Source organism: Nonomuraea fuscirosea (genome assembly GCF_035917475.1).
In the GTDB taxonomy this organism is placed as follows: domain Bacteria; phylum Actinomycetota; class Actinomycetes; order Streptosporangiales; family Streptosporangiaceae; genus Nonomuraea; species Nonomuraea fuscirosea.
Genome location: NZ_CP109074.1, coordinates 5686936 through 5708150, shown reverse-complemented (window position 1 = coordinate 5708150; position 21215 = coordinate 5686936). Strand labels below are relative to the sequence as shown.

20 protein-coding genes and 1 riboswitch are annotated in these 21215 nt (G+C 71.2%); of the genes, 6 read left to right on the top strand and 14 right to left on the bottom strand.

Features of this window, described 5'->3' with window-relative positions; genetic code table 11:
• Nucleotides 1-70 precede the first annotated feature (70 nt).
• Both OIE67_RS26090 and OIE67_RS26085 read right to left on the bottom strand, forming a co-directional pair.
• Nucleotides 71-835, bottom strand: coding sequence for a DUF6928 family protein (locus OIE67_RS26090; protein ID WP_326644718.1), 765 nt, complete (start codon nt 833-835; stop codon nt 71-73).
• A 298-nt stretch (nt 836-1133) separates the two neighbouring features.
• Complete coding sequence (locus OIE67_RS26085) at nt 1134-1730, bottom strand: hypothetical protein (protein WP_326644716.1); 597 nt, start codon at nt 1728-1730, stop codon at nt 1134-1136.
• A 97-nt stretch (nt 1731-1827) separates the two neighbouring features.
• Here OIE67_RS26085 and OIE67_RS26080 point away from each other — a divergent pair, with 97 nt between their 5' ends.
• Nucleotides 1828-2292, top strand: a complete 465-nt coding sequence (locus OIE67_RS26080) for a hypothetical protein (RefSeq protein WP_326644714.1) — start codon at nt 1828-1830, stop codon at nt 2290-2292.
• Between the two features lie 530 nt (nt 2293-2822).
• Here OIE67_RS26080 and OIE67_RS26075 read toward each other — a convergent pair.
• The 3 genes from OIE67_RS26075 to OIE67_RS26065 form a co-directional block, all read right to left on the bottom strand.
• Nucleotides 2823-3524, bottom strand: coding sequence for a CHAP domain-containing protein (locus OIE67_RS26075; RefSeq protein ID WP_326644712.1), 702 nt, complete (start codon nt 3522-3524; stop codon nt 2823-2825).
• A 12-nt stretch (nt 3525-3536) separates the two neighbouring features.
• Nucleotides 3537-3673: riboswitch (cyclic di-AMP (ydaO/yuaA leader) on the bottom strand.
• Between the two features lie 117 nt (nt 3674-3790).
• Nucleotides 3791-4744 (bottom strand): Gfo/Idh/MocA family protein, encoded by a 954-nt coding sequence (locus OIE67_RS26070; RefSeq protein ID WP_326644711.1) that lies wholly within the window; start codon nt 4742-4744, stop codon nt 3791-3793.
• Between the two features lie 97 nt (nt 4745-4841).
• Nucleotides 4842-5663: an aldo/keto reductase gene (locus tag OIE67_RS26065; RefSeq protein WP_326644709.1), complete on the bottom strand. Its 822-nt coding sequence runs from the start codon at nt 5661-5663 to the stop codon at nt 4842-4844.
• A gap of 98 nt (nt 5664-5761) precedes the next feature.
• Here OIE67_RS26065 and OIE67_RS26060 point away from each other — a divergent pair, with 98 nt between their 5' ends.
• The gene (locus OIE67_RS26060; RefSeq protein WP_326644707.1) at nt 5762-6706 is read left to right on the top strand and encodes a hypothetical protein; all 945 of its coding nucleotides are present in this window, start codon (nt 5762-5764) and stop codon (nt 6704-6706) included.
• Between the two features lie 2 nt (nt 6707-6708).
• Entirely contained in the window at nt 6709-7872 is a 1164-nt protein-coding gene (locus OIE67_RS26055; protein ID WP_326645471.1) for a DUF6716 putative glycosyltransferase, read from the top strand.
• A gap of 15 nt (nt 7873-7887) precedes the next feature.
• Here OIE67_RS26055 and OIE67_RS26050 read toward each other — a convergent pair whose 3' ends face one another.
• The 5 genes from OIE67_RS26050 to OIE67_RS26030 all read right to left on the bottom strand — a co-directional run bounded on the left by OIE67_RS26050 (nt 7888) and on the right by OIE67_RS26030 (nt 14440).
• Nucleotides 7888-9168, bottom strand: coding sequence for a polysialyltransferase family glycosyltransferase (locus tag OIE67_RS26050; protein WP_326644705.1), 1281 nt, complete (start codon nt 9166-9168; stop codon nt 7888-7890).
• Complete coding sequence (locus tag OIE67_RS26045) at nt 9165-10148, bottom strand: glycosyltransferase family 2 protein (RefSeq protein ID WP_326644703.1); 984 nt, start codon at nt 10146-10148, stop codon at nt 9165-9167. The genes OIE67_RS26050 and OIE67_RS26045 overlap by 4 nt, the downstream gene beginning before the upstream one ends.
• Before the next feature lie 28 nt (nt 10149-10176).
• Nucleotides 10177-12213 carry an N-acetylneuraminate synthase family protein gene (locus tag OIE67_RS26040; protein ID WP_326644701.1) on the bottom strand — a complete coding sequence of 679 codons (2037 nt, stop codon included), beginning with the start codon at nt 12211-12213 and terminating at the stop codon, nt 10177-10179.
• Nucleotides 12214-12284: 71 nt separating this feature from the next.
• Nucleotides 12285-12962: a response regulator gene (locus OIE67_RS26035; RefSeq protein WP_326644699.1), complete on the bottom strand. Its 678-nt coding sequence runs from the start codon at nt 12960-12962 to the stop codon at nt 12285-12287.
• Entirely contained in the window at nt 12959-14440 is a 1482-nt protein-coding gene (locus tag OIE67_RS26030) for a sensor histidine kinase (RefSeq protein ID WP_326644697.1), read from the bottom strand. Before OIE67_RS26030 ends, OIE67_RS26035 begins: the two co-directional genes overlap by 4 nt.
• A gap of 109 nt (nt 14441-14549) precedes the next feature.
• Here OIE67_RS26030 and OIE67_RS26025 point away from each other — a divergent pair, with 109 nt between their 5' ends.
• A complete protein-coding gene (locus tag OIE67_RS26025) occupies nt 14550-15893 on the top strand; it encodes a cation:dicarboxylate symporter family transporter (RefSeq protein WP_326644695.1) in 1344 nt (447 codons plus the stop codon).
• 15 nt (nt 15894-15908) lie between these two features.
• On the opposite strand, the gene OIE67_RS26020 is transcribed toward OIE67_RS26025, so the two are convergent.
• Nucleotides 15909-17276: a sensor histidine kinase gene (locus OIE67_RS26020; RefSeq protein WP_326644693.1), complete on the bottom strand. Its 1368-nt coding sequence runs from the start codon at nt 17274-17276 to the stop codon at nt 15909-15911.
• A 114-nt stretch (nt 17277-17390) separates the two neighbouring features.
• Entirely contained in the window at nt 17391-18884 is a 1494-nt protein-coding gene (locus tag OIE67_RS26015; RefSeq protein ID WP_326644691.1) for a glycoside hydrolase family 13 protein, read from the bottom strand.
• 416 nt (nt 18885-19300) lie between these two features.
• On the opposite strand from OIE67_RS26015, the gene OIE67_RS26010 reads away from it, so the two are divergent.
• Both OIE67_RS26010 and OIE67_RS26005 read left to right on the top strand, forming a co-directional pair.
• Nucleotides 19301-20554 carry a right-handed parallel beta-helix repeat-containing protein gene (locus OIE67_RS26010; RefSeq protein WP_326644689.1) on the top strand — a complete coding sequence of 418 codons (1254 nt, stop codon included), beginning with the start codon at nt 19301-19303 and terminating at the stop codon, nt 20552-20554.
• 31 nt (nt 20555-20585) lie between these two features.
• The gene (locus tag OIE67_RS26005; protein WP_326644687.1) at nt 20586-20885 is read left to right on the top strand and encodes a hypothetical protein; all 300 of its coding nucleotides are present in this window, start codon (nt 20586-20588) and stop codon (nt 20883-20885) included.
• Nucleotides 20886-20898: 13 nt separating this feature from the next.
• Here OIE67_RS26005 and OIE67_RS26000 read toward each other — a convergent pair whose 3' ends face one another.
• Nucleotides 20899-21021 (bottom strand): LuxR C-terminal-related transcriptional regulator, encoded by a 123-nt coding sequence (locus tag OIE67_RS26000; protein ID WP_326645469.1) that lies wholly within the window; start codon nt 21019-21021, stop codon nt 20899-20901.
• Nucleotides 20964-21206, bottom strand: a complete 243-nt coding sequence (locus tag OIE67_RS25995) for a hypothetical protein (RefSeq protein ID WP_326644685.1) — start codon at nt 21204-21206, stop codon at nt 20964-20966. Before OIE67_RS25995 ends, OIE67_RS26000 begins: the two co-directional genes overlap by 58 nt.
• Between the last annotated feature and the right edge of the window lie 9 nt (nt 21207-21215).

Genomic DNA, 21215 nt, shown 5'->3' with positions numbered 1-21215 from the left:
CCGGCGGCGACCGGCCTGATCCCCGGACCTCGACCACGGAACGCACGGCCGGGACGCCCACGGGCGCCGGTCAGGCCAGCTCGTCGAGGTCGATCTCCCGTAAGGAACCATCGCCCTGAAGCCGGAAGAACCGCGGCTCTCCCATCCGCTCCCGAACCGCCATGAGCTCGGCCCGCCGCTCCTCGGGAGTGGGACCGTCGGGATCGGCGATGTTGAATCCGAGAAGCGCGACATCTTCCGGATCGACGTCGTCCGGATGCACCTCGCCCTCGATGGTGAAGCCGAACAGCACGTGCAAGGCCACCTCACCGAGCTCGAGAGGATGGAACGGCAGCGCGTACGGCTCCGCGTCGGCCCAGGCGGGATCGGGCTCGACGGGATGCAGCCCCTCCCAGAAGGGCAATTCGAAGGGGAAGGGCTCGCCGATGTCCTCGATGACGCCGTGACCGGGGGAGAGGCTGAGCGACCGTACGAGCCGGCCGTCCTCCCACACGGCGAAGGCCAGCCAGTCGACCACGCTGTGCATGGCGTGCAGAACGAGCCTGCGACCTCCGCTCGCCGCGACGATATGGGCGGGCAGAAGGGACGGGTTGTCCAGCATGAAGCTGTCGGCGCAGATCAACTCAACCCCGGGAAAGCTCGTCGCATAGGCCAGATCTTCCGGCGGACGGACGTCGTCCGAGAGATTGCCCGGCCCGGCGGGAGAGACGACCCAGCCGGGAAAGACCCGGTCGATCAGGGTCGCCGTCGCGGAGACGTCAGGACGGTGAAGAGTGCGGAGGAGTCCGGGCAGATCGCCGTCGGAGTAGGCGATCAGACTGGTTTTCGCTCCCATGCTGCGGACTCCCGTGGCTGTGTCGCGGAGGGCTTCTGAGATCACGAAACTTAGCGGGCGCGACTGACAACTTCTCGCGGGTGATCAGAAGCCGTCGCTGGACGCCGGCCGGCGGTCCGGCCGTCAAGCTGCGCAACTCGCGAGCCGATGAGCGATTCTCGGTGCAGATGGCGCGCCGAGGTCTTTTTCGGCGTCAGGCCCGGCTCGTAGGCCCCAGATCACACCAAACCCGGGGGCTGGCAAGAAGTGCGCCGGCTCTGGCCAGAAGACCGCCGCTCATGAGGTCGCCGCCGGGAAATCAGCGCGCCCGAGCCCTTCGGCAGACCCAGGTGGCTCCTGCCAGGACGATCGCCGCCGCCAGTACGGCGATCACCGTGACGCCGGTCCGGTCAGGGGCGGGCGCGGGTTCGGCATCGACCCGGACAGGGGTCCCGAGGGCGGTGATCAGTTCGGGAGTGAGCGGCCCCATGCCCTGGGTGCGGTCGGAGAGCCGCAGCGGGTGGTCGCCGGCAGGCAGGCGTCTGTTGCCCGAGCACATGGTCGTGGCCAGCCCCGAGTCGCGGGTACGGGCGAACACCAGGTAACGAGCACCTTTCACGAACTCATACCCGCAGGCCGTCCCCTGCGCCTTGGTGAACACCTCGACCTCGGCGTTCGGCGTGCCCTTGTAGACGTGGTCGCCACGGAGCCTGGCGGTGACGGCGCCGCCGTTCAGCATCGGCTCGTCCACGCGGACGTCCGTGACGGTCGCGGTGAAGACGGCCGTCGCCTCGCTTACCTGCTGCTCCGGTGTACGTATCGCGCAGCTGCAACCCGCAGCGGCGGTAACCGGACCGGCGGAAACCAGGAACAGTGCCGTCGCCATGGAGAACGCCGCGAGCACGCGCATCATCATGCCTTCATGACGTGCCGCGGACGTGATCGGTTCGACATGATGTGCGCTGGGAGCGATCGGTCGCGGAGGAGCGTCGTTGAGCAGGACAGTACCGGTGATGTTCGGGGACGCGATGTTCTGGGCTTATGACGTGGCGCTCGGGGTTCTCTTCGTCGAAGCGGCGCGGGTCTGTGCGGAGGCGCCGGCGGATCCCCGGCCCTCGTGGTGGCCGGAGCTGGAGCAGGATCTCCGCACCCATGCGTTGGCCGGCAGCAGTTGCGCGGTCCTGCTGGACGGCTTCGGCGAGGACCGGCGACAGGTACTCCTGAACTGCGTCGTGGAGGCGGCTCGCCGGATCGAGGCCCGTGGCGGCGTGCACCGAGCCGAAGTCGCGACCTGGCCCGAACTGGAGGAGAGCGCTCCCGGCTTCCTGCGCGGTGCGGAGCACATCGACGCGGCTCCGCTGGTTGAGCTGGCAGAGGCGCTGGTCGATCTGGCTGCCGGTACGCTCCCTCCCGCTCCGGCTGAGCGGCATTGGTACTACGGAACGCCGGCGGGCCGGATCGTGCAGGGCGGATCGTGATGGGCTGCGAATCGTGCCGGGCGGCGGACAGGCTTAGCTGCCCATGCGCTGGTCATGGCCATTTGTTGATGTTGACGACCGGCACGGCCGTGTTGTAGCGAACGGCCCGGCTTGCTGCCCGGCGGTTACGGCTCCAGTCGCTCGCCACTGGTCGTTTGTCGGATCGCCCCGCCCACGGGACCGCTCGTCTCGGATCTTGATCTACTTTTCGACAGATCCCCATGTCCAGGCGGCTGCTGCCTCACCTCTGTGGGCTGATCGTTTGCTTCATCTTCCGCCGACGGCTTTCGGAGTCGTCGGGTAACCGGGGTCGGCCGGGTTCCACGGCGAGCGGAGCGAGCGGGGGGTTGGGGGATCGAAAGGGGGCGGCAGCCCCCCTTGGGGGATGCCGCCTGGAACCTCGTGGCGCGAAGCGCCCCCTTGTGGAAGGCCTTGTAGTTTCCCCCGAAGCCCCCGCGCGGGCCCCGTACCCCGGAAAGGCGCGAGCGCGCGCCCCACAGTGGGGCGCGCGCTCGTGTCGGCGGGGTTTGTCAGGCGGCGTATTCCGGGTAGCCGTAGCCGACGACCTGCGACTTCGGACGGATGCGCTCCTCGACCTTGCCGTTGCCGGTGTTGCCTTCGATCGTGGAGATGGTGCCGTTCTGGTTGTCCTTCACGACGAAGCCGACGTGCTGGATGTCGCTGAGGGACTTGCCGCCCTTCCAGGAGAAGAAGACCACGGCGCCGGGCTTGGCTTCGCTGCCGAAGCGGTGGTTGGCCTTGAACCACTTGGCGTGGGCGACGGTGTAGGCGTCCCAGCCGACCTGCGGGCGGGCGCCGGTCTGCTCGCCGACCCAGGAGACGAACATCGAGCACCAGGCGGCGTTCAGGTACGCGTTGCGGTTGCCGCCGTCGCGGGCGACGGTTTCGGCGGCGCGCTGGGAGCTGGCGTACCACTGCTGGTACTTGGTGCCGCCGCCCGAGGAGTCCTCGGAGGTGCCGATCTGGGCCTTGGCCAGGGACAGGACCTGGTCGGCCGTGACGTTGACCTTGGTCTCCTCGCTCTTGCCGCCGGCCTCGTGGGCGGCGACGGCGGTGTCCGGGTGCCTGGCGGCGGTGGCCGCGGCTACTCCGGTGGCGGTGTCGGCGTTGGCCGCGATGGGGGCGCCGAGTGCGGAGGCCAGGATGGTGGCGCCCAGGAGGGCGCGGGTGATGCCGGTTTTGGGTGCAGCGGTAAGACGGTACTTGGCCATCGAGGGGGTTACTCCTTGCTTCCATGCCGCTTACCGGGTTAGCTGACGGGTTCGGGCGTGGAAGCTGCCCTACGGCACCGAGGTGCCGATTCACCCCAAGGACGTGGGTCCCCGGTTCCGTACGAAGACGGATTCAGCGGTCACAGGACGATCCTGTGATCTTTCGTGCGATGGTCAGACATAGCCGGACAAACCGGGCGTATGCCTCAAGGTGCCTCATAAGGTAATACATGAGGCAAGAGGATTACAAATCCATAAAAGCGCAGTCAGGTGAGTTGTCTACGCGCGTCGGCCAGAAGTCCCATCATGGCAAGGGATTCATCAAGCGGCATGATCGAGGATTCGGTCCTGCCATCGGCCGTGGCGGCGCGGACTTCGCGAAGCTCCCCGGCGTAACCGTTGTCCGCCGGATCGAGCACGTGCTCTTCCGGCTCCATGGAGGGCCCGGTGAGGAGGATCCGCTCCGGCGCCCAGAACGGCGCCGGGATGTCCGCCCGCATCCGGGTACCCACAACGCTGGCCATGTTCGGGTAATTCCCCAGCAAGGAGGCCGCCACGAGAGCGTGCCGTCCGCCGGGGTAGAGCAACGTCCCGGCCACCTCCGCGTCCACCCCGGTCGGGGCCAGGGAGCCGGTGACGTGCAGGCCCGAGGGCGTGCCGAGGAGCAGCTGAGCCAGGCTGAACGGGTAGATCCCCAGGTCGAGCAGGGCGCCGCCGCCCAGATCGGGCGCCCAGAGCCGATGGGCGGGATCGTACGGGGCGGCGAAGCCGAACGTGGCCTGCACCGAGCGGAGGTCGCCGAAGCGCGGATCGGCCGCGATCGACTGGATGAGGGGGTTGAACCGCATCCACATCGCTTCCATCAGGAACACGCCCGCCTCGCGCGCCAGTCGCACCATCTTCTCGGCGTCGTCCACGCTCGCCGCCAGCGGCTTCTCGCAGAGCACGGCCTTGCCGGCCGCGATGGCGGCCTCGGCCACCTGGAGGTGCTGGGCGTGCGGCGTGGCCACGTAGACGGCGTCGATCGCCGGATCGGCGCACAGCCGCTCGTAGGAGCCGTAGGCCGACTCCGCCCCCAGCGTGGCGGCCAGGGCCTGCGCTCTGGCCAGGTTCCGTGAACCGACGGCGCCGACCCGCATGCCCGGTTCGGCGGCGATGGCCGCCCCCACGGTACGCGCGATGCCGCCGGTCGCCGCTATTCCCCAGGTGAATTCTCGCACGCCGCAGATCGTACAGGAAAGGTAAAAAGATGGTTATGTGGGGATAAATCGGGACAGCCCCAATGTCTCTCCTGTCACAAAAGCGGTGAAGCGCCAATCACGTCACGTTGAACGTGTCCGGGTCAGGACCGATCCGCTGCCCCCTGTTCATCGCCCCGATGGCCGCCATCGTCTCCGTGTCGAGAATGAAGTCGAACACGTCGATGTTCTCCTTGATCCGCGCCGGCGTCACCGACTTCGGGATGACCACGTTCCCGAGCTGCAACTGCCAGCGCAGCACGATCTGCGCCGGCGTCCTGCCGCACTTCTCCGACAGCACCGTCAGCGCCGGGTCGGTCAGCAGACCCTTGCCCTGCCCCAGCGGGCTCCACGCCTCGGTGATCATGCCGTTGGCCTCGTGAAAAGCGCGTAGCTCGCGCTGCTGCAGGTACGGGTGCAGCTCGATCTGGTTGATGGCCGGCGTGATGTCGGTCTCCTCCATGAGCCGGGTGAGCGCGCCGACGGTGAAGTTCGACACGCCGATGGCCTTGGCGCGCCCGTCGCGGTAGATCCGCTCCATGGCCTTCCATGCCTCGACGTACTTGTCCTGCCGCGGCACCGGCCAGTGGATGAGGTAGAGGTCGATGTGGTCCAGCCCCAGCCGGGTCAGGCTCTCGTCGAAGGCGGCCTCGGCACGGCCGTGGTCGCCGTTCCACAGCTTGGTGGTGACGAACACCTTCTCGCGCGGCAGCCCGCTCGCGCGGACGGCCCGGCCCACCCCCTCCTCGTTGCCGTACGCGGCGGCCGTGTCGATGTGGCGGTAGCCGGCCTGGAGCGCGGTGGCGACCGCCTGCTCGGCCTCGTCGGCCGGCACCTGGAAGACGCCGTACCCCAGCTGCGGGATCTGCACGCCGTCCGTGTTGAGCAAGAGCGAGTTCATACTCCCCATTGTTCATGCCGCGTTCCGGCCGGCTTAAGCCGGCCGGGCTACCTTGAAGCGGTCGTGAACGGCCCATCACCCCGCTGGGAGGGCAAGGAGTGGTCGAACAGGCGTCGGCCTGGGTGGAGTCCCCGCTCCAGATGCTGTGCGCCGTCGAGGCCCACCACGCCGGGCTGCTCGGCCCCGCGACGGCCGTCGTGCCCCGCGCGGGCCTGCGGCCGCTCCAGGCCACGCGGCGTGAGCTCAGCATGCTGGAACTGCCCGGCGGCCTCGAACTGGCCGAGCCGCGCGAGCGCATGCCGGGACGCGTGCGGGCGGTCGGGGACGCCTTCTCCGGCCGGGTGCAGCTGCGCTGGCTCACCTCCAGGACCGGCCGCGTCGTCATCGTGGACGACGGGCTGGCCACGCTGCGGCTGCTGGAGCTGCTGGCGGCGGGCCCGTACCGGCCGCTGCTGCGCGCCCGCGCCCGGTCCACCAGGGCACGCGCCCTGCTCGGGCTGGCCGCCGCGGTGCGGTTGCGGCTGAGCGAGGTGGCCGTGTTCACCGCGCTGCCCGTGGCCGACCGGCTCGAAGCGGCCGTCCGCCGCGCCGGCGTCGATCTCGTACGGCACGACTTCGCCTGGCTGCGCGCCCAGCCGCCGAGCGCCGAGGGCCCGGCCGAGCGCACGGTCGTGCTCGGCACCTCGCTGGTCCGCAACGGCCTCGTGCACCGCGACCACTACCTGCGCTGGCTGACCGACCTGGCCACCCGCGAGCCCCTGGCCTACTACCCGCACCGCCGCGAGGACCCCGTGGACGTCGCGCTGATCCGGGACCGTCCCGGCATCACCGTCCACGACGCCGGCGCGCCGGCCGAGCTGACGCTGCGCGGCCTGGACGCCGGCCAGCGCGTGCTCAGCCTGCCCTCGACCGCGATCACCTCGCTGCGGGTGCTGCTCAGCTCGCGCGGCGTCGCCGTCGAGCCCGTGGACGTACCCGATGACTGGTGGACCAGCAGGGCGGAACCCGCCCTGCGCTCGCATTTGACAGGAGTGTCCGGTTGAGAGTGCTGGCGGTCGCCGACTCCGACTCGTATCTGAAATGGGCCGCCTGCCTGCTCGGTGACCTGCCCGAGGGCTGCGTGACGGAGCTGGTCGTGGTGCGCACGCCGATCGCGCCCTCGCCCGAGCAGATCGCCGCGGCCGTGGGCACGCGGGCCGAGGGGCCGCCGCCGGTGCTGTCCGCGCGCTCCGTGCGGCGGCTGGCCGAGCGCACCCGGCCCGACGTGATCCTCGTGGCCTGTACGGGCCCCGTGGTGGACGTGCTGGTGGCCGAGGTGCTCGACGGGCTGCGCCCGCGCCCGGTGTTCGTCAGCGGGCTGCCCGGGATCTCGGTGCCCGCCACCGAGAAGGCGTGGCTGTTCCGCAGCGGCTGCGACCTGTTCGTGGTGCACAGCGAGCGGGAGGTGGCCGAGTTCGCGGCAATTGCCGGCCGGCTCGGCGGAGGAGGTGCGGTGGGGCTGGCCCGGCTGCCGTTCCTGCGCCCCGAGGCGGGCGCGGGCAGCGGGAACCGGGTGGTGTTCGCCACCCAGGCCAAGGTGCCGCGCGAGCGGGAGCGGCGCGAGCGCATCCTGCTGTCGCTGGCCGAGCTGGCCGAACGCCGGCCCGACCTGGACGTGGTGGTCAAGCTGCGCGCGCTGGAGGGCGAGCGGCAGACGCACAACGAACGCCACCACTACCAGCGGCTGTGGCGGGAGATGGGCGAGCCGGGCCGGCTGACGTTCGCCGCCGGGTCCATGCGGGAGCAGCTGGAACGGGCGGCCGGGTTCGTCACGGTGAGCTCGACGGCGGCGCTGGAGGCCATCGCCATGGGCGTGCCGTCCCTGGTGCTGCGCGACTTCGGCGTGAGCGCCGAGATGATCAACCTGGTGTTCGAGGGCAGCGACCTGCTGGGCACGATGGAGGAGCTGGCCAAGGGCGACTTCCGCGCGGCCTCGGCCGCCTGGTGCGCGGCCAACTACTTCCATCCGGCCGAGCGCGACTCCTGGACGGGGCTGCTGACCGGGCTGGTCGCCGGGCCGCGCGTGCCCGCCAGGTCGCTGCTCGACGGCCCCGAGCACGCGGCGGCCCGGCGCAGGGCCCGGCTCCGCGTGGAGGTGCCCCCGAAGATGCTGCGGGCGGGCTACCGGGCCAAACGCCGCATGCGCCGCTACCTCAAAGCGCTGACCTGACCTCTACATCAGAGATCAGAGCGCCGACCTGAGCTTCCTGCGGATCCTGGTGAACGCGCCGGGCCTGGCCACCTCGGCGAGACCCAGCGCCTCCAGGCGCCTGCGCTTGAAGTAGCGCGGGTCGAACGCGATGCCGTCGGGCCGCAGCTCGGGGTAGGCGTCGGCCTGCATGCAGTAGCCCACCGCGCGCAGCAGCGCGGGCAGGTCCAGCTCGGGCGGCCGCTCGATGTGGCCCTCGGCCGACAGCCTGGGCAGCAGGGCGTCCACGATGGTGGCCGGGATCCGGTTGCTGTTCTCGTACGGGGTCAGCCGCCGCAGCACCGTCCCGGTCCCGTACGAGGCCACCGGCAGCCCGAAGTAGCGCCAGGCCGTCACCAGCCCCGTGGAGAAGCAGCCCACGACCAGCTCGGGCCGCAGCGCCGCGAAGCACACCTCGGCCGGCACGCTCTCCCCGGCCACCGTCAGCCGCACGCCCAGCGAACCGGCGGCGGCTCGCAGCAGCTGGGCGTGGCGGCGGCCGGCGGCCGGGTGCGGCTTGAAGAGGACGTCGGTGTGGCCGCGCGCGACCAGGGCCTTGAGCATGCTCTCGTGCAGGCCGGCCTCCTCCTCGGGGGTGACGATGTCCAGCGCCGACAGGTACTGACCGAGGATCATGGCCGTCCCGGACACCCCGGACACCCCGGACACCCCGGACACCCCGGACACTCCGGACACATCCGAAAGTTCCGACACTTCGCGGACGACCGCCAGGAACCGCTCCCCGGGCAGGACCTCGGGGGCGACGCCGTACTCGCTGAGCAGCAACGGTTCGAGCCCCGGCACCAGGTCCAGATGGATCAGCCGGTCGATCCGCCGGAAGATCTCGGCCGGCAGCGGGTCGCGGGTCGGCCCGTAGCTCATCAGCCCGTCGGAGTAGACCGAGATCGGGCAGTCGCGCACCAGCCCCGCGATCGTCCGCGCCGGCGGCACCGCGATCGACTCCAGCACCAGCTCCTCGACGCCGTCCAGCCCCCAGTGGGAGCGGATGAGCCGCTCCGTCATCGGCACCTCGATCACCCGCGCCCGCCAGTCCGACGGGTGCAGCGGCGCGATGAGCTCGTTCCACGAGCGCACCTCGTCGAAGCGCGAGCGCAGCGCGGCGAAGCCGGGCGCCTGGTCGGCCGGTGTGGCCACCTCGGGGACGGCCGCGTTGTTCGACACGATGAGGACCCGGCGGCCTGAGCCGAACCGGCCGTCGTCGATGGCGGCCGCCAGCGACATCACCCCGAACAGCGTCGAGGCGTAGAAGACCTTCATGACGTCTCCTCCCGGTCGCGGCGGACCCGGATGTGCGGGCTGGGGGGCAGATCGGGCACCAGGGCGCGCAGCGCGGCCTCGCGCTCGGCGGACATCCGCGCCACCGACTCCGCCACCAGCTCCGGCGGCAACGCCCGCACCATCTGCGCGCCGCGCTCCTCGAAGCGGGCGCGCAGGGCGGGTGTGAAGCGGTCGGCGAGCTCCAGATGGTGGGCGAGCAGGGCGCAGAAGTTGCGCGCCGCCTTGGGCAGGAACTCCGGCTCCAGGTCCTTGAAGACCAGTTCGAACGCGTCGAAGAAGTGCAGCTGGCGCTCGTCGCCCACCTGCGTCAGCGACCCGGACACCAGGCGCCGGTAGAACACCCCGGCCAGCGACACCACCGCGAACGTGGCGGCCTCCCTGTGCAGCCGCCAGATCCACGGCCGGTCCTCCGCGGTGTGCAGGGAGCCGGGGAAGTGCAGCAGGTCACCCAGGGAGCGCCGGTAGACGCCCGCCCACGCGTACGGGTAGTCCACCATGGTCCGCATCCCGGCGGGCAGGATGGCGGCGCGCGGGTCGAGCACCGCGCCCCGCTGCGCCTGCGGGGCGCGGTGCACGACCCGTTTACGGCCCTCGACCTGCACGTGGTCGGTGCGGACGAAGTCGCAGCCGAGCCCGTCGATGGCCGCCACGAGCCGTTCCAGGTAGCCGGGGGCGAGCCAGTCGTCGCCGTCCATGAACGTGACGTACCGGCCGGTCGCGGCCGACAGGCCCGCGTTCCGCGCGTCCGCGAGCCCCACCGGGGCGGGGTTGCGCAGCACGGTCAGCCCGGGCAGGTCACCGGCGAAGTCGTCGATGATGTCGCCCGTGGCGTCCGCGGACCCGTCGTTCACGACGATGAACTCGAAGCCGGGGCGCGCGTTGCGGGACAGCGAAGTGAGCGCGTCGGCGATGAAGCGCTCGCCGTCCCGCACGGGCACGACGACCGAGAGTGTGATCAAGGGGGGTTTCTCCTGGAGGGCGGCGGAATCAGACGGTCACCCGGCGCAGGCGGGCCTTGGGGGCCTGCTCGCCGGGGAAGACGCGCTTGACGCCGTCGCCCATGGCCTGCTCGATGATGCGGATGTCGCGGACGAGGTGCTCAAGACCCGACGGCTCCAGCGAGGCGGCATGGTCGGAGCCCCACATGGTGCGGTCGAGGGTGATGTGCCGCTCCACGCAGACGGCGCCGAGCGTGACGGCCGCCAGGGAGATCTGCAGCCCGCGCTCGTGCCCCGAGTAGCCGACGGGCACGCCGTAGCGCTCCTTGAGCGTGGTGATCGTGCGCAGGTTCGCCTCCTCGGGCGGCAGCGGGTACGTGGACGTCGCGTGCATCATGATCAGCCGGTCGGTGCCCAGGATCTCCACCGCCGCGTCGATCTCCGGGAGCGTGGACATGCCGGTCGACAGGATGAGCGGCTTGCCGGTGGCGGCCAGGGCGCGCAGCAGTTCGTGGTCGGACACGCTGGCCGAGGCCACCTTGTGCACCAGGACGTCCATGTCCTCCAGGAACGCGACCGACGGCACGTCCCACGGCGAGGCGAACCAGTGCAGCCCGCGCTCACGGCAGTGCTCGGCGATCTGGGCGTACTCCTCCCGCCCGAACTCGGTGCGCTCCTTGTACTCCAGGTATGTCATCTCACCCCACGGCGTCTGCCTGATCTGCCCCTTCTGCTCCTCGGGCACGCAGATCGCGGGAGTGCGCTTCTGGAACTTGACCGCCTGGCAGCCGGCCTCGGCCGCCACGTCGATCAGCCGCCTGGCCAGCTCGACGTCGCCGTTGTGGTTGATGCCGATCTCGCCGATGACGTAGACGGGCTCGCCGTCGCCGACCCGTACGTCGCCGATCGCCACGGGCCCGAGGCGCGGCCGGGTCCGCGCCGCGGCGGCCGGGGGCTCGGGGCGGGCGGCCACCACGCGGTCGCACAGCTCGCGCACCGCGCCGTCGCCGCCCGGCCTGGTCAGCACCACCCTGGCCGCGGCCCGCACCCGCGGGTGGGCGTCGGGGGTGGCGACGGGCCAGCCGACCTCGCCCATCGGGCCCAGGTCGTTGACGTCGTTGCCGACGTAGGCCACGCGGGCCGGGTCGAGCCCTTCGATGGTCAGCCAGTCGCGCAGCACGGTGCGCTTGTCGGCCAGCCCCTGCAGCACGGGTACGCCGAGCTTGCGGGCGCGGGCGGCCACCACCGGGTTCTGCTCGGTGGACATGACCAGCACCTTCACCCCGGAGCGCCGCAGCAGCGACACGCCCATCCCGTCGGACCGGCTGACCAGCACCATCTCGCGGCCCTCCGAGTCGACGTAGGCGCGGTCGTCGGTGTGCACGCCGTCGAAGTCGGTGATGACGGCGTCCACGTCGATCGGCTCAGGCGCGTCCACGAAGGGGGCCAGCGCGCGGACGAGCTCCAGGTCCTCCGGATCGTCGATCTCGATGGCGTGCCGGGCGGGCACGGGCTGCACGGCGACCGCGCCGAAGAAGCGGTGCCCGTGCTCGCGCAGGCCGGCGGTGCGCATGACGTAGAAGGCGCCGTTCTCGCGGAACTCCGGCTCGCGGTCCTGCCTGCGCGGCCTGACGGCCGGGTCGTGGTTGACGCCCGCGCCGCCGGCCGTCCAGAGGAACTCGTGCGTGGGCAGCCCGGACACGACCGAGTCGGCCTCGCCGTCGAGCACCTTGCGCACCGCCGCCGACAGGTCGGCCGGGTCGATGAACGCGCTGGTGCACTGCACGAGCACGACGACCTCCGGGTCCTCGCCGAGGGCGTCGAGCGCGTGCAGCAGCGCGGACTCGCTGGAGGCGGTGGCGCCGCTCAGCTCGGCGGGGCGCTCCACGACCTGCGCGCCCGCCTCGCGGGCGGTCTCGGCGATCCCGTCATGATCGGTGCTGACCACGACCTCGTCGATCAGCTCGGCGCGCCGGCACGCCCGCACCGCCCGGGTGACCAGCGGAACGCCCCCGACCAGGGCGAGGTTCTTCAGGGGTACGCCCGCCGAACCTCCGCGGGCGGGAACTACGGCCAGGACTCGCAAGGTGTCTCCTCAGTGCATCGGATTGCACCCAGAAGCTAGAAGGCCGGATTGAACGCCCAGCGTCACCCTCATTAACTTTCCATGGGGATCCGGTAGAGCAACTCTGGCCGGCCCACTCCGCCGTACTGCGGGATGCGGACCGCCACCCCCAGCTCCACCAGGTATTCCAGGTAGCGCCGCGCCGTCACCCTGGACACTCCGACCGCGTCGGCCACGGCCTGCGCGCCGGCCCCGCCGGGGTGCTCGCGCAACCGGGCGGCCACGCCGTCGAGGGTGTCGCGGGCCATGCCCTTGGGCAGCTCGGACGAGCCGCGCAGCGTGCCGAGCACACGGTCCACGTCGCCCTGCCCGACCGCGGTGGCGCCGCCGCCCGCCTCCTGCTTGAACCGGGCGTAACGGGTCAGCTTCTCGGCGAGTGTCGCGTACGTGAACGGCTTGAGCAGGTACTGGGAGATCCCCAGCGACACCGCCGAGCGCACCATGGCCAGATCGCGCGCGGAGGTGACCGCGATGACGTCGCACATGAGGCCGCCCGCGCGCACCGCCCGGCACACCTCCAGCCCGTGCATGTCGGGCAGGTAGAGGTCGAGCAGGATGAGGTCCACCGGCCGCCCGCGCAGGAAGCGCAGCGCCTCCCCGCCGGACCTGACCACGCCGGCCACCTCGAACCCGGGCACCCGCTCCACGTAGATGCGGTTCGCCTCGGCGGTGATCTCCTCGTCCTCGACCACCAGCACGGAGATCGTCATGGCACCGGCAACCTCACCGTGAACGTGGAGCCGGCCATCTCGATGGAGCCGCCCAGCCGCCGCACCGCCTGCCCGACCAGCGCCAGGCCGAGCCCGTGCCCGTCGCCCTTGGTGGTCCAGCCCTTCTCGAACGCGGCCAGGTCGGCCGGTCCTGGCCCGTCGTCGGCCACCCTGATCACGACCTCCTCCTCCCCGCCCCGCAGCCGCACCTCGACCCGGCCCGCCGCGTCGAGCGCGTTGTCGATCAGGTTGCCCACGATCGTCACCAGCTCGCGCGGGTCCAGGCCCGGGTCGTCCAGCTCGCTGTCCTGGCTGATCACCAGCTCGGCGCCGCGCTCGGCGGCCTCGGCGCTCTTGCCCAGCAGCAGTGCCGCCAGCACCGGCTCGCGGACCGAGCCCACCACCCGGTCGGTCAGCTCCTGCGCCGCCCGCAGCTCCGCCGTGCCCAGCGCCACCGCCTGCTCCGTACGGCCCAGCTCCACCAGCGTGATCACCGTGTGCAGCCGGTTGGCCGCCTCGTGCGCGGCCGAGCGCAGCGAGTCGGCGAAGCCGCGCTCGGCGTCGAGCTGGCCGGTCAGCGCCTGCAGCTCCGTGTGGTCGCGTACGGTGACGACCGTCCCGAGCCGGCTGGCCGCGCTGTTGACGGCCAGCACCCGGTCACCGACCAGGTGGACCCGCTCCTCCGCGCCGGTGAGCAGCTCGCCCAGCCCCATCTCGCCCACGTGCCGGCCCTCGGCGTCGGCGGGCAGTCCGAGCAGCTGCCTGGCCGCGTCGTTGCACAGCGTCAGCGTGCCGTCTTTGCCGACCAGCAGCAGGCCCTCCCTGACGGCGTGCAGGACGGCGTCGTGGTGCTCGTGGATGCGGCCCAGTTCGACCGGGCCGAGCCCGTGCGTCTGGCGGCGCAGCCGCGCGGTGACCAGCCAGGTGCCGGCCGCGCCCAGCGACAGCGCGAGCGCGATGACGAGCGCGCCCCAGGCGAGCTGGTCGCGCAGCCTTGCGCTGATCCTGTCGATCGTGATGCCGGCGCTGACCAGGGCCCGCACCCGGCCGCCCGACACGACCGGCGTCACCGCCCTCCTGGAGGCGCCGAGCGTGCCGGTGTAGGTCTCGGTGAACGTCTCGCCCGCCAGCGCCCGTCCGGTGTGCCCGAGGAACCGCTTGCCGATCTCGGCCGGGTTGGGGTGGGTGTAGCGGGTGCCGTCCGGCCGCATGATGGTGATGAAGTCGACGCCCGTCGCCAGGCGCACCCGTTCGGCGTACGGCTGCAGCCGCAGGCTCGGGTCCGGCTCGTCCAGGGCGGCCAGCACGTCCGGCGAGACCGCCACACTCAGCGCCACGGCGCTCGCCGTGCGGCCCGCGTCCTCGGTCAGCACCTCCCTGGCCTGCACCAGCGCGAGCACCGCGCCGCCCGCCACGGTGACGGCGACCACGAGCAGCTGCAGGACCAGCATCTGCCCGGCCAGGCTCCAGCGCCGCATCTGAGCACTCTCCCGTGAACGAAACTTACGCAATGGTGACCTGCATCACTGGTGAGGCGCATATTCGCACATCAAGAAGGTCCCTCCAAAACGCCGGAGCAGCCCCCCTATGCGCGATCGCACTCGTTATCTCTATCTGGCCGTCATCGTGGCGGTCCTGCTCGGGATCCTGGTCGGCTTCGTCTGGCCGGACGTGGGCAAGGAGCTCAAACCCCTCGGCACCGGATTCGTGGCCCTGATCCAGATGGTGATCGGCCCGATCATCTTCTGCACCATCGTGCTCGGCATCGGCTCGGTGCGCCAGGCCGCCCAGGTCGGCAAGGTCGGCGGCCTCGCCCTCGGCTACTTCATCGTCATGTCCACGGTAGCGCTGGTCATCGGCCTGGCCGTGGGCAACGTCATCGATCCCGGCTCCGGCCTGCACATCACCGACACCGCCAGGCAGGCGGCCGAGGCCGAGGCGGCCAAGGGCGCGGAGGCGAGCACGGTCGACTTCCTGCTCGGCGTCATCCCCAAGACGGTCGTGTCGGCGCTGACCGACGGCTCCGTGCTGCAGGCGCTGCTGGTCGCGCTGCTGACCGGGTTCGCGCTGCAGGCCATGGGACCCAAGGGCGCGCCGATCCTGCGCGGGATCGAGCACTTCCAGCGGCTCGTGTTCCGAGTCCTCGCCATGATCATGTGGGCCGCGCCGGTGGGCGCGTTCGGGGCGATCGCGGCCGTCGTGGGCGCCACCGGCATCGAGGCGCTCAAGAGCCTGGCCATCATCATGATCGCCTTCTACGTCACCTGCGTGCTGTTCGTCGGCGTGGTGCTGGGCGCGCTCCTCTGGGCCGTCGCGCGGATCAACCTGTGGTCGCTGCTGAGCTACCTGGGCCGCGAGTTCCTGCTGATCCTGTCCACCTCGTCGTCGGAGACCGCCCTGCCCCGGCTCATCGCCAAGATGGAGCACCTGGGCGTGAGCAAGACCGTGGCCGGCATCACGGTGCCGACCGGCTACTCCTTCAACCTCGACGGCACCGCGATCTACCTGACCATGGCCACGCTGTTCATCGCCTCGGCGACCGGCTCGCCGCTGGAGTTCGGGGAGCAGGTGGCGCTGCTGCTTTTCATGATGATCGCCTCCAAGGGCGCGGCCGGCGTCACCGGCGCGGGCCTGGCCACGCTGGCCGGCGGCCTGCAGGCGCACCGGCCCGAGCTGGTGGACGGCGTGGGCCTCATCGTGGGCATCGACCGGTTCATGTCCGAGGCCAGGGCGCTGACGAACTTCGCCGGCAACGCCGTGGCCACCGTACTCGTCGGCACCTGGACCGGGGAGTTCGACCGGGAGCGCGCCGGACGGGTGCTGGCCGGGCAGGCGCCGTTCGACGAGGCCACACTGCTGGACGACCCCGGTGACACGCCCGCCTCCGAAGGTCCGCGCGGGGAGCCCGAGAAGGAGATGTCGCCGGCCTAGCCGTACCGGGCCCATCTAACGCGGCTGCCGGCCCACGGCCGGCAGCCGCAGCACGAATCTCGCGCCGCCCGCGCAGTCCTCCACACAGATCTGGCCGCGATGGGCCAGCGCCACGTCCCTGGCGATGGCCAGGCCCAGTCCCGTGCCGCCCGAGTCGCGGTCGCGGGCGGCGTCCAGGCGGGTGAACCGTTCGAAGATGCGCTCGCGGTCGCCTACAGAGATCTCCACGCCGTCGTTCTCGACCGCCAGCACGGCGGTGCCCGCCCCCGGGCCCGGCTCGCGGCCCACCTCCACCCGTACGGTGTGCTCGGCGTGCCGCTGGGCGTTGTCCAGCAGGTTCGTCAGGACCCTGGCGAGCTGGAGGCGTACACCCTCGACCATGACTCCCTCGGTCAGGTCCGTCTGGACGGGCAGCTTGTCGCTGCGCACGGCCAGCTCATGGCGTACCAGGTCGGCCAGGTCGACGGGCTCCTTGACCACGTCCACCCGGGAGCCGATCCTGGCCAGCAGCAGCAGGTCGCTGATGATGACCTCCAGCCGGTCGGTGTCGCGCAGCGCGCTGTCCACCAGCGCCTCGATGTCGGTGTCGTCCGGATAGAGCTGGGCGCTCTCCAGCTGGGCGCGCAGCCCGGCGATCGGGGTGCGCAGCTCGTGCGAGGCGTCGGAGGCGAACTGGCGCTGCTGCTCGGCCGAGTGCTCCAGGCGGGCCAGCGTCCCGTTGATGGAGCGGGCGAGCTGGGCCACCTCGTCGTCGCCCGGCGGCTCGATCACGCGGTGGCTGAGGTCTCCGGCGTGCACGGCGTCCAGCTCGGTCCGCATGGCCGCCACCGGCCGCAACGCCCTGCCGGTGACCAGCCACGTCGCCCATCCGGCCAGCGCGATGAGCAGGGCGACCTCCCCGAGCACGACGACCTCGAGGATCCGGGTCGACAGCACCTCGGGAGTGCTGCGGCCGGCGTAGACGACGGGGGAGTCGTCGAAGGGGCTCACCCGCACCGCCGTCAGGTGCACGCACTCCGTCGGCAGGCAGGTGGTGGTGTTGACGATCCGGTTCTCGGCGGTGGGGCGCACGTCGCTGAGCGGCGGCAGGTTCCTGGCCGCGTCGCTGCTGGCCATCAGGCGCCCTTCAGGCCCGACCACCTGGATCAGGTCGACGGACGGGATGGGCACGGGGATGGCGGCGCCCGTGGGCAGGCTGCCGCCGCGCATCTCGAACGCGACCCGCTCGGCGGCGTCCCTGGTCTGGCCGAACACGCTGGCGGTGACCATGGACCGGGCCGCGACGACGCCGACGATGCCCACGGGAATGAGCACGAGGGCGGCTACGGCCGTCGCGATGAGGGTGACGCGTGCGCGCAGGGACCTGGCCCACCAGGGTGCCATCCCCCGAGGCTACCGAGAGTGATTACTCCGCTATGTCGGGCATTTCACGTGAAAAGGGAAAGATTGCACCAACCGTCCGCGCTGGAGTGAGACGTCGGCTTCGGAACGTAACCGTCAGCGCTGGAGCCAGACCGTCGTGTCCGGCGGGAGCATCCCGTCGGCGGCGAGCGGGCCGCTGGACAGCAGCACCTCGCCCCGCACGTCGAGCCGTACCGGCGTCTCGCCCGTGTTGAGGGCCACGACCAGCCCCGGATCGCGCTCGATGACCAGCACGTCCTTGGGGGAGTCCAGCCACGTCAGCGTGCCGCCGCCGAGCGCGGGATGCGCCTTGCGCAGCTTCAGCGCGGCCCGGTAGAGGTTCAGCGTCGAGGCGGGGTCGTCCTCCTGCGCCTCGGCCGACAGCGCCGCCCACTCCGCCGGGATCGGCAGCCACGGCTCGCGCCAGCCCAGGTCGCCCGAGGAGGTCCACGGGATCGGCACGCGGCAGCCGTCGCGGCTCTCGCCGCGCCGCAGGAACGCCGGGTCCTGGCGCAGCTCGTCCGGCAGGTCGAGCACCTCCGGCAGGCCCAGCTCCTCGCCGTTGTAGAGGTAGGCCGAGCCGGGCAGGGCCAGCATGAGCAGCGTCGCCGCCCGGGCGCGGGCGAGCCCGCCGTGGCGGGTGACGTGCCGCGGCTTGTCGTGGTTGGACAGCACCCACGTGGTGGGCGCGCCGACCAGATCGGCCTCCTTCAGCGACTTCTCGATCACGGTACGGAACGACTTCGCGTGGAAGTCCGCCATCATGAACTCGAAGTTGAACGCCTGGTGCAGCTCGTCGGGCCCCACGTAACGGGCCAGCCGCTCGGGTGAGGACACCCACGCCTCGGCCACCGCCATCCGCCCGCCGGGGTAGGAGTCGAGGATCGGCCGCCACTCGCGGTAGATGTCGTGCACGCCGTCCTGGTCGAAGTAGGGCACCTGCTCGTCGCCCAGCATCTCGGCCTGCGGCCCGTCCTTCTGTCCCACGTCGGGCAGCCCTTCGGCCTTGATCATGCCGTGCGCCACGTCGATGCGGAAGCCGTCCACGCCCCGGTCGAGCCAGAAGCGCAGGATGTCGCGGAACTCGGCTCGCACGTCCGGGTTGTCCCAGTTGAGGTCCGGCTGCTCGGGAGCGAACAGGTGCAGGTACCACGAGCCGTCCTCGACCTGCGTCCACGCCGGGCCGCCGAAGATCGACTCCCAGTCGTTGGGCCGGTCGCGGAACATGTACCGCTCGCGCAGCCCCTGCTTGAACCAGGGGTGCTGGTCGGAGGAGTGGTTGGGCACCAGGTCCACGATGACCCTGATGCCCCGGCCGTGGGCGTCGGCGACCAGCCCGTCGAAGTCGGCGAGCGTGCCGAACATGGGGTCCACGTCGCGGTAGTCGGCCACGTCGTAGCCGCCGTCGGCCATGGGGGAGGTGTAGAAGGGGCTCAGCCAGACGGCGTCCACGCCCAGCTCCGACAGGTATCCCAGGCGCTCGCGCACGCCGGCCAGATCTCCCATGCCGTCGCCGTCGGAGTCGGCGAAGCTGCGGGGGTAGACCTGGTACACGACGGCGTCACGCCACCAGTCGTCAGTGCCGAGCATGATTGTCCTTCTTCTGGGATGACCCGGATGCCGGGGGATTTTCTGGTCAACGATGTCGCGATCACCCGCGAGCGGTCAAGTGTAAGTTGCGGAAAGTTGCAGATCTGCCCTCGGGGGCCGGCGGGGAGGCTGAGCAGGTCAGATGAGCGCTCGGTGACGACGTTCTTGCGCAAGTTCTTCCACGGCTTTCCCCTGCGCGCTCGTCATGTTCACGGAGAGTGTGTGCATCATGCACACCGTGTACCGGCGAGACCGCCCTCCCGCACCCGCGTCCACAGGGGCTCCCACCGTCTCTAACGGCGGCGTCATGCCAAGTGAACACCTTCGTAACGTCTGTGGCGCCTGCCACACCCATCACGCTACGGTGGCCCCTGCTGATCCTCCGTGTCCCCCAACTAGATAGTGGTGTGCCTGTTATGAGGTTGCTGTCCGTAGCCGTGATGGCCTCGCTCCTGCCTGCCGTACCGTCCGCGGCCCTCGCAGCACAGGCGGGCACCACGTACTACGTCGACTCGCGGGCGGGGAGCGACGGCGCGGCCGGCACCAGCGCCGCGGCCGCCTGGAAGTCGCTGGAGAAGGTCAACGCGGCCGAGCTCAAGCCCGGCGACACCGTCCTGTTCAAGCGCGGCGGCAAGTTCACCGGGCCGCTCACGCTGGAGGCCAGCGGCACCGCGGCCGAGCCCATCACCGTCAAGTCGTACGGCAAGGGCGCCCTGGCCACCATCACCGGCGACGAGGCCGACTGCGTCAGCGTGAAGGGTGACCACTGGCGGATCAGCGGCCTGCGCGCCTCCCGCTGCCGCTGGGCCGGCTTCGCCATCGGCGGCGACTCCAACGAGCTGATCGGCGTGCAGGCCGACCACAACATCACCGGCGTCTACGTCCCGGCGTCCGGATCGCGCAACACCATCCGCGACAGCGTCCTGACCGACAACAACCGGATGAGCGTCAACGACGAGGGCGGCGACAACGACTCCGGCGCCTTCGGCGTGCTGCTCAACGGCGACGACAACGTGGTGACCGGCAACACCATCACCGGCAGCTTCGCCAAGAGCAAGGACTACGGCACCGACGGGGCCGCCGTAGAGATCTACAACGGCGACCGCAACCGCGTCACCCACAACGTCGCGAGGAACAACGAGACCTTCACCGAACTCGGCGCCCAGAAGGGCAAGACCGCCACCGGCAACGTCTTCGCCTTCAACGTCGTCACCTCCTCCCGCAGCCGCGGCTCCTTCCTCATCACCCGCGGCCCCCGCCACATCGTCGGCCCGGTCAAGGGCACGGTCGCCGTGCACAACTCGGTCTACCTGCCCGCCAGGGACACCATCGGCTGGTCCTGCCACGACGGCTGCTCGCCGTCGATACTCAAGCTGCGCAACAACGTGATCGCGGTCGGCGGGGAGGCCGGCTGGGAGGACGGCTCAGGCGCCGACGAGGACGGCGGCGTCTACAAGGGCCGCTCCGCCCGGTTCAAGCTCGGGCCGAAGTCGGTCATGGCCGACCCGAAGTTCGTCTCCCGCACAGACCTGCGCCTGCGCCCCGGCTCCCCGGCGCTCGGCCGCGGCCTGCTCCTCACCCCGAGGTGGTACGGCGGCAAGGCGTTCGGCAAGGACGTCAAGGGCAAGGCCCTGCCCGCCGCACCCGACGCCGGTGCCTACCAGCGCTGAGCCCCGCTCCCGACGTTCTAGAGTGGGCCCCGTGGTTCCAGATCTTCGCCAGCCGCTCGTGCGGCAGCTCGCCGAGTCCGACAACCCGCGCCGCTACTGGCACATGGGCGACGAGGACGGGCGCGCCTGGCTGTTCGAGAGTGTCGAGGGCGACGGCGAGCAGTGGGCGGTGCGCCAGGTCGAGGTCGGCGCCGACCGGACCGCCCGCCGCTACTGGTGGCGGCACCTCCAGGACGAGGCCGGCTTCCTCACCGACCAGCCGCTGGAGATCTGGGAACTGACCGAGATCCCCTGCGAGACCTTCGAAGCCGTCTGGGAAGCCACGGGCTGACCCGGGCGGCCGGTCAGGGGCCGAGGTCGTGGGTCTCGCGGGCGTCGTGGGCCAGCACCGCGAGCTGGGTGCGGTTGGTCAGCCCGAGCTTGGTGAGCGCGCTGGAGATGTGCGCTTTGACCGCTCCGACCGACAGGTGCAGGCGCGCGGTGATCTCGGCGCCTGCCTCGCCACCTCGTCCCCGGCCGAGTAGTCGACCCGCTGGCCCGCCGCCTCGGCCTCCGCGACGAGGCGGGGCAGGTCGGCCAGGCCGGGCTGGGGCCGGGTGGCGGCGGGCTCGCCGTCACGCAGGACCGCCAGGACGTCGCGCAACTCGTCCACGCAGGAGAG